This is a genomic window from Paracoccus versutus, assembly GCF_029909795.1.
Taxonomy (GTDB): domain Bacteria; phylum Pseudomonadota; class Alphaproteobacteria; order Rhodobacterales; family Rhodobacteraceae; genus Paracoccus; species Paracoccus versutus.
On record NZ_CP038196.1, the window covers coordinates 212,859 to 226,208 of the forward strand.

Genomic DNA, 13,350 nt, shown 5'->3' on the forward strand with positions numbered 1-13,350 from the left:
GACCTTTTCGTGGACGAAGTTGTCATCAGCGTATTCCCGAAAAAGGGCAAGAGTGCCTGCAAAAATGAGACGACTGTCAATTCCGATAATGTAGCGGAAGCTTTTTCCGCTCTGGTGGCCCGATGCTTCGAGCATTCCATGATGTTCGACCGGATAATCGCGATATAGCGAGATCGGAGCGAAATAGGTATGGATGACAGCCTGGAATCAATTGAGCTTCGCCATCTCCGCTATTTTGTAGCCGCGGCTGAGCACGGCAGCTTCCGAAAGGCGGGATCTGCCCTCGGACTGTCCCAGTCGGCCATCAGTCGCTGTGTTGCTGATCTCGAAGACCAAATCGGCGCATCACTCTTCCATCGGCATACATGGGGCGTGTCTCAGACCTTTGCCGGTCAACGGTTCCTTGCTCGGGCCAGAAGAGCCATCAGGACCATTGGCGAAGGCGCCCATGAGGTTGCATCTGCCGGACGGTCAGAGGATGGCCGGGTACGGATCGGCATCTATTCCTCGATCGCCTCGGGCTTCCTGGCCGAGTTGCTTGGAACCTATGGTCGTCGCCACCACAAGGTTGAGATCGAGATAGTCGACGGGAATCCTGTTGAGCACATCTCGGCGATTCGGCAATTGAGCCTCGATGTCGCCTTCGTCACTGGGACAAGGGATTGGCCTGATTGCGAACGCCAGCATCTGTGGTCCGAGCGCGTGTTCGCTGTTTTGCCATCCGATCACCGCTTGGCCTGCCGTGAGGGGCTGACCTGGCGTGACTTGTCCGAGGAAACCTTCATGGTGAGCGAGACCGCACCGGGTCAGGAGATTCACGATCATCTAGTTCGCTGCCTTGCCGGCCTCGGAAGACACCCTGAGATCTTAGTGCAGAAGGTCAGCCGGGATAACCTCGTGCCGCTCGTTGCGCTCGGCCGGGGGCTGACACTTGTGAGCGAAGCCATGACCGTCGCACAATTTCCTGGCGTTGCCTATCGTCCGATCCTCGGAGAGATTCTCCCCTTCTCGGCAGTGTGGTCCGCCAAAAACGACAATCCGGCCTTCCGACGACTGCTCAGTCTGGCGAAGACCGTTGCGGACCGATCGGCGCGATCTGTGTAGGGGCAGCGCGCCGCGCCTTCGCAAACCCCCGATCAGTTGCAATGAACCGTTCCAGCATCGGCACAATCAGCCTGACGGGATCGGCAACGGGCTGGCCGCTCTCGCGGGCCAGAACCTCGGCATAAGCGGCCAGATCGCGATGAAGCGGCCCCGGCAGCTCAACCGTCACCTTGACGGGCTTGTCGTCAGGCAGCGGGCCGAGTTTCAGCTTGGTCATGGTTAACCTCCTGCGGGTTCGAATACTAAATCGCGGGTGACGATCACCCTGACGGGGAAACCGGGGCGGATGGTCAGCGTCGGCGCGACCTGCAACTGGCGCTGCACGATCTGTTGGCCGGCCTGATTGACGGTATCCTGGGCCCCGTCGCGGATGGCGCGGATCAGCCGGTCCTCATCGCTTGTCGCCAGCTCCGTGCCGACTGCGAGCAGCGTGGACAGCCCTGCGGCCTTCATCAGATCCCACCAGTGATAGTCGACGCCATCCTCAAGGCCGGCATAGCCGCTGGCATCCGCGCCCGGCAGGCGCTCCAGCACGATGGAGCGGCCGCCCGGCAGGATCAGGCGGTTCCACACCAGCAACACGCGGCGCTGGCCGAAGGTCACGCCATCGTCGTATTGGCCGATGATGCGGGTGCCCTGCGGGATCAGCAGCAGCGCGCCGGTCGGACTGTCATAGACGTTTTCCGTCACCTGTGCGGAGATCTGGCCGGGCAGATCGGAACGGATGCCGGTTATCAACGCTGCGGGGATCACGGCCCCGGCCTGAAGGATATAGGGCGATGCCGGCGGCGCGACGCGATCCGGGGCGACGGTCTGCCGGTCCACCGGACCATTGAGGTAGGTGGTGTGACGGGATTGAGCTTCCGGCTGACCTCCGAGGCCCAGACTAGCCAAACCGGGCGCGGTGGTGCCCGCAGGTGTTCCAGTGCGAGGCCCGGACTGGAAGAATACGCCACTGAGTCGCGCGGCCTCCTCCTCAGCGAGACGGCGCTGTTCGTCCGGATCGATGGCGGGCGTCGTGATGGCTGGAGGTCCCACCGGCTGTCCTCGGTTCTGCGCTTCGAGGATCGGACGGCCCAGGTCACCCGGCAATGCCGGCCCCAGGACAGGGCCGGTATAGTCGCGCGGCAAGCCGGACAGGCCATCGGCCGTGGGCCGGTTTTCAGTCGAATAGAGTTCACCGCCTCCCTGGCCGGGATCGCGGGTTTGCAGCGCGTAGATGAGCGCGCCGCCGATGCCGAGAAACGCAACCGCGCCTACGCCTGCCAGCATCCTCCTGGACAGCCGGGTGACGCGCGGCGGTTCGGCACGGAGCCGCATGGGGGCGGTGGTGTTGGTCTCACTCATGAGGACGACCCTCCCGTTTTTGTGCGGGCAGTCCGGAATGCGGCCTGTGTCTGTTCCATTCGGACGATCCTGACGACCTGCTGGCGATCGCCACTGCCCAGACGCAACTCCGCCGCGCCGAACAGGCGATCCACGATCAGGACATTTTGATGGACTCGGCTGTTGACGATCTGCGTTTCTCCGTCCGGCCCGATGACGAACAGAGGCGGCATTTCGCCCTGCACGATGCCGCGCGGGAACACTACGAAAACCCGGCGGCCGTCGTCGAAGACGGAAACCGGCCGCCACGGTGGACTGTCGCCCCGCACCTGCAATCCGTAGCGATAGTTGCGGGCCGCCTCGGCCGGAATGATCGCGGCGGGCGTGGTGACGCGGCTCCCTGCCGGCGGCGCGGGATAGGCCCATGAGACGGAGGGCATGTAGAGGGCTTCCCGCGCGCGTAGCTCGATCATGTAAACGCGCCGGTCGGTGGTCACGACCAGGTTGGTCGAGATGTCCTCGCGCGTCGGCTTTACAAGGATGTGGACACGACGGCTCGCGCCTGATCCGCTCTCGGTGTCACCGATAATCCAGCGGGTCGTATCGCCTGCCGCAATCGGCCCCGCGCCGGTCAGGCTCTCGCCCGGCTCCAGCGCAATATTGGTGATCTGGCCGGGGGCGGCATAGACCTGATAGAGCGCGCCTTCCGACCACGGATAAATCTGGATGGCGTTATAGTAGCCTTCGCGGCGCGGCTCGACACGGGCGGCGGCATTGGCGTTCTGCACGCGGCCGTCCGGCGTGCCGGCGGCAGTGCCGCCTCGTGCCACCGTCCAGGCTGGAGGTATATGCAGCGGACGGGGCCTATTGTCGGTCACGGCGACCTGCGCGGTGGGTAGCGGCGGCACGTCGGAATCGTAGCTGAACTGCGGCGTCCTGTTGGTGGCGCAGCCCGCCAACATGGTGGCGGAAAGCAGCAAAGCCGCGAGCGCGGGTTTACGGAAAGCCGGAAACACGACTATACGGAAAGACGTGGCGGTCATTGGCTCATCTCCCGCGACCAGTTGATCGCGTTGACGTAAATTCCAAGAGGGTTGGCGCGCAGACGCTCGGCGTCGCGTGGGGTCTGGATCACGATGGTCAGGATGGCGGTCCACCGTTCCGTGGTGGAAAGCTGCCCGTTCTCATAGTGGCGTTCGGTCCAGGCGACGCGGAAGCTGTCCGGAGAAGCCCGGATGACGGATGACACTTCGACGGCAACCTGTTGGCGGCCGACCTTGGTGAAAGGGTCGTTGCTCCGCGCGTAATCGTTCAAGGCGGCCGCGCCGCGATCCGTCGTCCACTCATAGGCACGAAGCCAGTTCTGGCGGACGATGATCGCGTCGGACGGGATCGCGCGCACCTGCTCGATGAAGCGGCCGAGATGGAAGGCGATCTGCGGATCGGTCGGGCGATAGTCGGCAACGGCCGCCGCTACGGTCTGCGCCTGGCCGAGATTATCGACCTGCACCACCCATGGCACCACAGTTCCGCGCGCCGATTGCCAGACAAGGGCAGCGGCAAAACCGGCCGAGAGGATCAGGCTACCGAACGCCATATAGCGCCAGTTCTTCGCCTGCACGCGGGCGGAACCAATGCGTTCATCCCAGACCTGCGCGGCCTTCTGGTAGGACGTCTCGGGCTGCGGGGTTTTTCCGTAATGGGTTGTCGGTCGTTTGAAGAGATTCATGTGCGGTCACTTTCGGAAAGGCTGACGGATGAGCCGGGGCCATGGCTGTCGCCGGAACGCACCGCATGGGCTGCGGCCGTGACGCCGTGACCGATGGCTCGGCTGCGGCGCATCTGCTGTGCCCAAGCTGGCGGACCCTCGGTGGTGGGAGGAGCGGGCGGCTCGGGCGACGGGTTTCCGCCGACGGTGCCCATCGAGGAGCTGCCACCCGAGGCTCTGAACCCACTACGGACGCCGTCCGCATAGCTGGATTTCATGGTGTCGGCGAAGCGTGATGCGGTGCGCTTCAGGGGCGAGATGGTCGCCGCAGCGCCGGCACGACCCACGCCGCCCAGGCCGGAAGCGACACCAGCCGCACCGGATGCGCCCATGGAGCCAAGTGTATAGGCCGACGACGCAGCCCCGGCGGCCGCAGCACCACCGCGCGCGAGCGCGGTGCCCCCAGACAGGGCAGCGGCTCCGCCACGCGCGGCGAGCATGGTCGCGCCTCCGGCTGCCACAGCGGCACCACCAACGGCGAGTCCGGTGCCGACGACAGCGCCAGCGCCAAGCTGCGGACCACCGGAGACGAGACCCGTGGCGATGCCCGGGCCGAAGATGCCGAGGCCGAGCAGGGACAGCGCGGCCAGCACGATCGCCATGGCGTCGTCGATGGTGGGGGTCGCTCCGCCGAAGCCCGCGGTGAACTGGCTGAACAGCGTCGAGCCGATACCAATGATGACGGCCAAGACCAGCACTTTGATGCCGCTGGAAATCACGTTGCCCAGCACGCGCTCGGCCATGAAGGCGGTCTTCCCGAACAATCCGAAGGGGATGAGGACGAAACCGGCGAGCGTGGTCAGCTTGAATTCGATCAGGGTGACGAAGAGCTGGATCGCCAGGATGAAGAAGGCGAGGATGACCAGCGCCCAGGCGAAGAAGAGGCAGAGGATCTGCACGAGATTCTCGAAGACCGCGACCCAGCCCATCAGGTCGGAGATGGATTCCAATAGCGGCCGCCCGGCATCGAGCCCGGTCTGGGCGACGCGGCCGGGGCGCAGGAGATCGGCGACGGAGAAGCCGGTGCCCGAGGCCATCAGGCCCAGCCCGGCGAAGCTCTCGAAGACGATCCGGGCAAGATTGTTCCAGTTCGAGATGATGTAGGCGAATACGCCGACGAAGAGCGTCTTTTTCACCAGCCGGGCCAGCACATCGTCATCGGCACCCCAGGCCCAGAAGAGTGCGGCCAGGGTGACGTCGATGACGATCAGGGTGGTGGCGATGAAGGCGACCTCGCCGCCGAGCAGGCCAAAACCGCTGTCGATGTAGCTGGTGAAGATGCCGAGAAAATTGTCGATGACCCCCGTTCCGCCCATGGCTCATCGCCCTCCAATCGGTGCTGGTGTTGCCGGTGCCGGTGTCCGGCCGAGGAAGCGGTCGCGGGTCTCGGCCCAGATATGCAGGCATTCGGCGTCGTTGGCCGCAGCTTCCCCCAATCGTTGGCAACGGCGCTGCCCCTCGCGTAACGGATCGGTCGGCGGCTGGAGGGAAGGTGCGGAAGGTGCGGGCGCGGTGGAGACGTCCTCGCGGGTCATCTCGATAACGGTCGCCGTGATGGCTACGGCGACGAACACGATGGCCGCGATCCGGGCCAGCACCTTCCCTTCCATGGCCTCCCTCCTTTCCTCAGTTGAACATCTGTGCGTTGCCGGGCTGGTAGCCCTGGCCCGGCGTCAGGAAGCGCTCGCGCTGGATACGCCCCTGCTCGGCTGCGGTCGCACGCTCCGCCTCGGACAGGGCATCGGCCCGGCCATTGGCCGAAATCACTGCGATCAGGTCGGAGAGCTGCTGCGATTGCAGGGCGAGGAGCTGGTTGCCGGCCTGGGTTGCCTGTAGCGCTCCGGTTGCTCCCTGGCTTTCACCGACGAGCGTGGCCATCTCCGAGCGGTTGGCGTCGATATTGCCGACGACACCGGCCTGAACGCGCATGGCGTCCTGCAGGCCGCCGACGGTGTTTTCCCAACGCGAACGTGCGTCGGCGACCAGTTGGGCGTCGGTCGACGAGAGCGCAACATTGCCATATTGGCTCTGGAACGCCTGGTCGATCTGGCCGACCTCGAACGCGAGATTCTGCGCCTGACCGAGAAGCTGCTGGGTGCGCTGGACGTTCTGCTGAAGCGCCTGAAGCGAACTGTGGGGTAGGCTCGCGAGATTGCGGGCCTGGTTGATCAGCATCTGCGCCTCGTTCTGGAGGCTGGTGATCTGATTGTTGATCTGTTCCAGCGTGCGCGCCGCCGTCAGCACGTTCTGCGCGTAGTTGGACGGATCATAGACGATGCGCCAGGCATGGGCCGGGCTCGTCAGCATGGGGGTGAGCGTGATGGGAAAGGCCAGCGTCAGCGCGAGCATGGAGGCGCTGGCCATCCGGGACATCCGGGGCATCGTCCGCGTCATGGGGTAATCTCCTCTTCTTCCAGGGTGAACTCGAACTCGGACTCGTCCTCGTCGAGGATGAGGGGTGACAGGTCCTCGTTGTCGGTCGCGAGATTGCTCAGGTCGGGGATCAGTTGGGCGGCCCATTCGACGCCGCGTGCCTTCAGCCAGCCGGCGAGGAACCCATCGCGGCCATGCTCGGCGAGAATCTCGCCGATCAACGCCTGATCGGATTTGGCCGAAGCGGCGCAGAGCGCGAGGCCCACTTCGCTGAGCCCCAGCTCGAACAGCCGATTGCCTCTGCGGCTTTGGCAGTAGTAGTCGCGCTTGGGCGTGGCCCGCGCGAGGATCTCGATCTGACGGTCGTTCAACCCGAAACGCCGATAGATTGCGGTAATCTGCGGCTCGACGGCGCGCTCGTTCGGCAGAAGCAGTCGGGTCGGGCAACTCTCGATGATGGCCGGGGCGATGGCCGAATTGTCGATGTCGCTGAGCGACTGCGTGGCGAAGACGACCGAGGCGTTCTTCTTCCTCAGCGTCTTCAGCCATTCTCGGAGCTGTTCCGCGAACGCATCGTCGTCCAGCGCCAGCCAGCCTTCATCAATGATCAGAAGCGTCGGCCTGCCGTCGAGCCGGTCCCCGATGCGGTGGAACAGGTAGGAGAGGACCGCCGGCGCGGCACCTGTCCCGACAAGCCCCTCGATCTCGAACGCCTGCACATCGGCCGAGCCGAGATGTTCGCTTTCGGCATCGAGCAACCGCCCATAGGGACCACCGACGCAATAGGCGCGCAGTGCCTGTTTCAGATCGTTGGATTGCAGCAGCACGGCAAGGCCGGTGATGGTCCGCTCTCCAACGGGTGCGGAGGCGAGTGAAGTCAGCGCCGTCCAGATGTGTTCCTTCACATCCGGGGTGATCTGGACATTTTCGCGGCGCAGGATCGCGACGATCCAGTCCGCCGCCCAGGCGCGTTCGGCAGTCTCGTGGATACGGGCCAGCGGTTGCAGCGAAACGGACGTTTCGGAAGCATCGGTCAGCTCGCCGCCGAGATCGTGCCAGTCGCCGCCCATGGCGAGGGAGACGGTGCGGATAGACCCGCCGAAATCGAAGGCGAAGACCTGTGAGCGCGGATAGCGCCGGAATTGCAGCGCCATGAGCGCCAGCAGCACCGACTTGCCCGCGCCGGTCGGCCCGACGACCAGCGTATGTCCGACATCGCCGACATGAAGAGAAAACCGGAACGGGGTCGATCCTTCGGTCCTGCCGTAGAGCAGCGGGGGTGCGCCGAAGTGATCGTCCCGTTCCGGCCCCGCCCACACCGCCGAAAGCGGGATCATATGGGCGAGATTCAACGTGCTGATGGGCGGTTGCCGGACATTGGCATAGGCATGGCCGGGCAGGCTGCCGAGCCAGGCATCGACGGCATTTACCGTCTCGACCATGACGCTGAAATCGCGGGACTGGATGATTTTCTCGACCAGGCGCAGCTTCTCGTCGGCAAGGCGTGGGTCGGCGTCCCAGACGGTGACGGTCGCGGTGACATAGGCCAGCCCCGCGACATCGGCGCCAAGCTCCTGCAAGGCCATGTCCGCGTCGGCGGCCTTATTGGCAGCGTCGGTATCGACCAAAGCGGATGGCTCGTTGGTCATCACCTCCTTGAGGATGGCGCCGATGCTTTTCCGCTTTGCGAACCATTGCCGCCTGATCTTCGTCAGCAGCCGCGTCGCGTCGATCTTGTCCATCAGGATCGCGCGCGTGGACCATCGATAGGGAAAGGCAAGCCGGTTCATCTCATCGAGCAGGCCCGGCGTGGTGGCGCCCGGAAAGCCCGTGATGGTCAGCACCCGCAAGTGATGATTGCCGAGGCGCGGCTCCAACCCTCCGGTCAGAGGCTGATCGGCCAGCAGCGCATCCAGATAGATCGGCGTCTCCGGCACAGCGACGCGATGACGGTTGGTTGAGATCGTCGAATGCAGGTAGGTCAGGGTCTCGCCGTCATCGAGCCAGCGGCACTCCGGCATAAAGCCGTCGAGCAGCGCCAGCACCCGGTCGGTGCGATCGGCAAATCCGCGAGCCAGTTCCCAAGGATTCACGCCCGAGGTCTCGCGACCCTCGTAGAGCCAGGATTCGGAGCGCGCCGCATCTTCGGCGGGCGACAGCCAGAGGAAGGTCAGGAAATAGCCTGAGACGAAATGGCTGCCTTCTTCCTCGAAATCGGCCTTGCGTTCGGCGTCGACCAGCGCCGCGGCCGGATCGGGGAAGCGGCTCGCTGGATAGGTTGCGGCCTCCGAGCGCTGCGCCTCGACGAAGATCGCCCATCCGGAGCCGAGCCGGCGAAAAGCGTTGTTCAACCGTCCGGCGACGGCGACCAGTTCGGCCGCGACCGCGGAATCCAGATCGGGACCGCGAAACCGCGCGGTCCTCTGGAAGCTGCCGTCCTTATTCAGGACGATCCCGCCGCCGACCAGCGCCACCCACGGCAGGTAGTCGGCAAGGCGGGAGGCAGTGCGACGATATTCGGCAAGGTTCATCATGGCTCTCGTCCTCACACCGCGAGATGGCCGGGCAAGCGCAGATGGCGGCGCGCAACCTCGACGAAGAACGGATCGCGTTTCGCCGCCCAGACCGCCGCGATATGGCCGACGGCCCAGATCAGGATGCCGGCGAACCAGAGTTGCAGGCCAAGGCCGACCGCCCCGGCCAGCGTGCCGTTCAGGATCGCGACGCTGCGGGGTGCCCCGCCGAGCAGGATCGGCTCGGTCAGGGCACGGTGAACCGGCACGCTGAAGCCCGGCACTGTGTCGAGCGCCTCGAAACTCGCGGCCATCAGACCAGCGCCCCGCCGCCGAAGCTGAAGAAGGACAGGAAGAAGCTCGATGCGGCAAAGGCGATGGAGATGCCGAAGACGATCTGGATCAGGCGACGGAAACCGCCGCCGGTATCGCCGAAGGCCAGGGTGAGGCCGGTGACGATGATGATGATCACGGCCACGATTTTCGCCACCGGCCCTTCAACGGATTCGAGAATGGATTGCAGGGGCGCCTCCCAGGGCATGGAGGAGCCCGAGGCCCATGCGGGGGCAGTCATCAAGCTCACCCAGGCGAAGGCGGCGGCAGTTGCGACGTGACGGCGGATACGAAAGGCGCGACGGATCATGCGGAGTCTCCAGTGTTGTGAATGGTGTCGGGTTCTGAAAAGGCGGGGGAAATCCGGTAGTTGCCGTCCGGCCCCAGTCCTTCGACGCGGGCGAGTTCGGCCAGCCGACGCGCGGAGCCGCGACCGGCAAGGACGGCAACGAGGTCGATGGTCTCCGCGATCATGGCGCGCGGGACGGTGACGACGGCTTCCTGTATGAGTTGCTCGAGCCGGCGCAGCGCACCGATCCCGGACCCGGCATGGATGGTGCCGATGCCGCCGGGATGGCCGGTGCCCCAGGCTTTGAGCAGGTCGAGCGCCTCGGCGCCGCGCACTTCACCGATCGGGATACGATCCGGACGCAAGCGCAGGGACGACCGCACCAGTTCCGAGAGAGTGGCAACGCCGTCCTTGGTTCGCATGGCGACCAGGTTGGGCGCGGCGCATTGCAGCTCGCGCGTATCCTCGATGATGACGACGCGATCCGAGGTCTTTGCCACCTCGGCCAGTAGCGCATTGGTCAGCGTGGTCTTGCCGGTCGAGGTGCCGCCCGCAACGAGGATATTGGCGCGGGCGGCAACTGCCGCGCGCAGCGTCGCGGCCTGATCGGCGGACATGATGCCGGCCGCCACATAGTCGTTGAGGCTAAACACTGCGATGGCGGGTTTACGGATCGCGAAGGCGGGCCCAGCGACGACGGGCGGTAACAGGCCCTCGAACCGCTCACCCGTTTCCGGCAATTCAGCCGAGACCCGCGGGCTGCGGGCATGAACCTCGACGCCGACATGGTGGGCAACCAGCCGCACGATGCGCTCGCCATCGGCGGCAGACAGCACCTCGCCGGTATCGGCCAATCCGGTGGACAGACGGTCCACCCAGATCCGGCCATCGGGATTGAGCATCACCTCGACGACGGAGGGGTCTTGCAGCAAGGTTGAGATGGCAGGCCCGAGCGCCGTTCGGAGCATGCGCGCGCCGCGGTCCACAGTTGCCTGTTTGTGGTTGATGCCTGCCATCTCGTCCCCGTTCCACCGGGGAGGCGAGAGACGATCCCCGGATGGGGATGACTAAAAGAGACCCAAAACGGGTCAGGGCAACAAGTTTCGGTCGTCGTAGTAGTGTGGGATAAAAATACAGGAGAACGGCGGTGGCGCGTTGTTCTTGAAGCTATCACATTCGCGCCCACATGGCGTGCGAGGTCATGAGCCTTCTGATTCGGGAATGTCTTCCGGTATTTCCTGCCGGAGCGTCGGCCCTTGCGCCAGCCGCCTCCCGAGCGCGGTGATGAACCCTTCATACCGCTCGCCAGCCTTGGCCTTGGCGGCCTTGGCCGCGGGTTCGGGCAGCGCGGGCGTTGTCGTCAGCCAAAAGCGGATGAACACGGCTAGGCTCTCGACGGCGATGCCGACATCCCGCTCTGTCCGTCCCATGCGGCGGTCGAGCTGGTCGAGACGCCGGGCGATGATGGCCTCCCGCCGCTCCGCATCGTCGGGGGACAGGAAGGATGCAATGGCGGCCTCGGCGATCATCGACTGCGACTGGTCGCGGCGCGCGGCGAAATCGGCCAGAGACTTCTCGATATCGGGGTCCAGGTAGATCGTGACCTTTCTCTTTTTCCGGGGATTGGCCATGGCGCTAGAGATCCATACCGTCATGGGGGTCCATCGCGACCTGACGCGCTATTCCCTGGACACGCTGGATCATACGCCTGTTCTGGGCGGCATCCTCATCGGCATCGTCGGTCAGCCCGGCCTCCCACTCGTTGTCGATGGGTTTTTTCTTCTCGACAGGCTTGGCGCGGCTGAGTTCCGGTTGCAGGCGGCGTTCGGATTCTGTCGGATCTTCATCGTCGACGGATGGATCGGGCGTATCCTCCAAACTCTCCGGCCGGACCGGAATGGGCAACGTGGTCCAATCGTCGGGTCGGGTTTCGTCGGGCTGATTCAGTTCCGGCGGTGTCAGCAGGCGCTCACGGAACCGGGCATCCTCGTAGTAGCGCGCCTTCATCGCCCGGATCGGCGGAATGCCCGCGACCATGACGATCTCCTCCGCCGGCGGAAGCTGCATGATTTCGCCCGGCGTCAGCAGTTGCCGGGCGGTTTCGGAGCGCGACACCATGAGGTGGCCAAGCCAAGGCGACAGCCGGTGCCCGGCATAGTTCTTCATCGCCTTCATCTCGGTCGCGGTGCCCAGAGCATCCGAGACGCGCTTGGCGGTGCGTTCGTCATTGGTGGCGAAGCTGACCCTGACGTGGCAGTTGTCGAGGATCGAGTTGTTCGGCCCGTAGGCTTTTTCGATCTGGTTGAGCGACTGCGCGATCAGGAACGATTTCAGCCCATACCCGGCCATGAAGGCCAACGCCGTCTCAAAAAAATCGAGTCTGCCCAGCGCAGGAAACTCATCGAGCATCAGGAGCAGCCGGTGCCGCCCCGCGTTCGCCTGCAAGTCTTCCGTGAGACGTCGGCCGATCTGGTTCAGCATCAATCGGATCAGCGGCTTCGTGCGGTTGATGTCGGAGGGCGGCACCACGAGGTAGAGTGTCGCCGGTCGCTCACCGCCGACGATATCGCTGATCCGCCAATCGCACCGGCGCGTGACCTCTGCCACCACCGGATCGCGGTAGAGGCCGAGGAACGACATTGCGGTGGACAGAACGCCGGAGCGCTCGTTCTCGGATTTGTTCAGAAGCTCGCGCGCGGCGCTGGCGACGACCGGATGCGGTCCGGCCTTTCCGAGGTGTGGCGTCTTCATCATGGCGTGTAGCGTGGTATCGACCGGCTGCTTGGGATCGGAAAGGAATTTCGCCACGCCCGCCAGGGTCTTGTCGGGCACCGCATAGAGGACATGGAGGATCGCCCCGACCAGGAGCGAGTGGCTGGTCTTTTCCCAGTGGTTGCGCTTGTCGAGGCTGCCTTCGGGATCGACGAGGATGTCGGCGATGTTCTGGACGTCCCGCACTTCCCATTCGCCGCGCCGCACCTCTAGGAGCGGATTGTAGGCCGAGGACTTCGGGTTGGTCGGATCGAACAGGAGAACGCGGCCGTGGTGGGCACGAAACCCGGAGGTGAGTTGCCAGTTCTCGCCCTTGATATCGTGAACAATCGCTGAGCCGGGCCAGGTCAATAGCGAGGGGACGACGAGGCCGACGCCCTTGCCGGATCGGGTCGGCGCGAAGCACAACACATGCTCCGGCCCGTCATGACGCAGGTAGTCCTTCTCAAAGCGGCCGAGAACGACGCCGTCGGGATCGAGCAAGCCCGCCTCCTTGATCTCGGATTTCTCGGCCCATCGCGCCGAGCCGTAGGTGGCGACGTTCTTGGCCTCGCGTGCCCGCCAGACCGACATGCCGATGGCAACGGCGATGGCGATGAAGCCACCGGATGCCGCAATGATCCCGCCCGTGGCGAAGATCGGTGGCGCATAGGCTTCATAGAAATACCACCACCAGAAGAGCGCGGGCGGAAAATAGACCGGCACGCCGAAGAGGACGAACCAGGGCGGGCCGAGCTGGGCCTGATAACCAAGGCCCCAGGCGACATACTGTGTCGCGCCCCAGGTGGTGGCGAGGATGATGAGGAAGACGATGGTGATCTGTCCCCAGAGAATCTTGGTCGCGGACATTGCGATGGTCCTTTCCGATTGAG

The 13,350-nt window shown here is 64.7% G+C and carries 14 protein-coding genes; 1 reads left to right on the forward strand and 13 read right to left on the reverse strand.

The features are described 5' to 3' along the window. Window positions 1-189: 189 nt before the first annotated feature. Window positions 190-1,104 carry a LysR family transcriptional regulator gene (locus E3U25_RS01030; RefSeq protein WP_116221366.1) on the forward strand — a complete coding sequence of 305 codons (915 nt, stop codon included), beginning with the start codon at window positions 190-192 and terminating at the stop codon, window positions 1,102-1,104. Here E3U25_RS01030 and E3U25_RS01035 read toward each other — a convergent pair. The 13 genes from E3U25_RS01035 to E3U25_RS01095 all read right to left on the reverse strand — a co-directional run bounded on the left by E3U25_RS01035 (window position 1,058) and on the right by E3U25_RS01095 (window position 13,327). After that, window positions 1,058-1,321, reverse strand: a complete 264-nt coding sequence (locus E3U25_RS01035) for a DUF2274 domain-containing protein (RefSeq protein WP_116221365.1) — start codon at window positions 1,319-1,321, stop codon at window positions 1,058-1,060. The genes E3U25_RS01030 and E3U25_RS01035 overlap by 47 nt on opposite strands. Window positions 1,322-1,323: 2 nt before the next feature. Beyond that, window positions 1,324-2,451 carry a TraB/TrbI/VirB10 family type IV secretion system protein gene (locus tag E3U25_RS01040; protein WP_116221364.1) on the reverse strand — a complete coding sequence of 376 codons (1,128 nt, stop codon included), beginning with the start codon at window positions 2,449-2,451 and terminating at the stop codon, window positions 1,324-1,326. Next, window positions 2,448-3,473 carry a P-type conjugative transfer protein TrbG gene (trbG, locus tag E3U25_RS01045; protein ID WP_116221363.1) on the reverse strand — a complete coding sequence of 342 codons (1,026 nt, stop codon included), beginning with the start codon at window positions 3,471-3,473 and terminating at the stop codon, window positions 2,448-2,450. The genes E3U25_RS01040 and trbG overlap by 4 nt, the downstream gene beginning before the upstream one ends. Then, the gene (gene trbF / locus E3U25_RS01050; RefSeq protein ID WP_116221362.1) at window positions 3,470-4,159 is read right to left on the reverse strand and encodes a conjugal transfer protein TrbF; all 690 of its coding nucleotides are present in this window, start codon (window positions 4,157-4,159) and stop codon (window positions 3,470-3,472) included. Before trbF ends, trbG begins: the two co-directional genes overlap by 4 nt. After that, window positions 4,156-5,514 (reverse strand): P-type conjugative transfer protein TrbL, encoded by a 1,359-nt coding sequence (trbL, locus tag E3U25_RS01055; RefSeq protein WP_116221361.1) that lies wholly within the window; start codon window positions 5,512-5,514, stop codon window positions 4,156-4,158. Before trbL ends, trbF begins: the two co-directional genes overlap by 4 nt. Before the next feature lie 3 nt (window positions 5,515-5,517). After that, window positions 5,518-5,808, reverse strand: a complete 291-nt coding sequence (gene trbK-alt, locus E3U25_RS01060; protein ID WP_116221360.1) for a putative entry exclusion protein TrbK-alt — start codon at window positions 5,806-5,808, stop codon at window positions 5,518-5,520. A 16-nt stretch (window positions 5,809-5,824) separates the two neighbouring features. Continuing rightward, entirely contained in the window at window positions 5,825-6,592 is a 768-nt protein-coding gene (gene trbJ / locus E3U25_RS01065) for a P-type conjugative transfer protein TrbJ (RefSeq protein ID WP_208861544.1), read from the reverse strand. After that, on the reverse strand, window positions 6,589-9,105 hold the full coding sequence (trbE, locus tag E3U25_RS01070) for a conjugal transfer protein TrbE (RefSeq protein ID WP_116223340.1): 2,517 nt from the start codon (window positions 9,103-9,105) through the stop codon (window positions 6,589-6,591). Before trbE ends, trbJ begins: the two co-directional genes overlap by 4 nt. Window positions 9,106-9,116: 11 nt before the next feature. Then, complete coding sequence (locus tag E3U25_RS01075) at window positions 9,117-9,398, reverse strand: VirB3 family type IV secretion system protein (RefSeq protein WP_116221359.1); 282 nt, start codon at window positions 9,396-9,398, stop codon at window positions 9,117-9,119. Further along, window positions 9,398-9,727 (reverse strand): TrbC/VirB2 family type IV secretion system protein, encoded by a 330-nt coding sequence (locus E3U25_RS01080; RefSeq protein ID WP_116223339.1) that lies wholly within the window; start codon window positions 9,725-9,727, stop codon window positions 9,398-9,400. Before E3U25_RS01080 ends, E3U25_RS01075 begins: the two co-directional genes overlap by 1 nt. Beyond that, window positions 9,724-10,722, reverse strand: a complete 999-nt coding sequence (trbB, locus tag E3U25_RS01085) for a P-type conjugative transfer ATPase TrbB (RefSeq protein WP_116223338.1) — start codon at window positions 10,720-10,722, stop codon at window positions 9,724-9,726. Before trbB ends, E3U25_RS01080 begins: the two co-directional genes overlap by 4 nt. 183 nt (window positions 10,723-10,905) lie before the next feature. After that, the gene (locus E3U25_RS01090; RefSeq protein WP_116223337.1) at window positions 10,906-11,337 is read right to left on the reverse strand and encodes a CopG family transcriptional regulator; all 432 of its coding nucleotides are present in this window, start codon (window positions 11,335-11,337) and stop codon (window positions 10,906-10,908) included. 4 nt (window positions 11,338-11,341) lie between these two features. After that, entirely contained in the window at window positions 11,342-13,327 is a 1,986-nt protein-coding gene (locus E3U25_RS01095) for a conjugal transfer protein TraG (protein WP_116223336.1), read from the reverse strand. Window positions 13,328-13,350 lie beyond the last annotated feature (23 nt).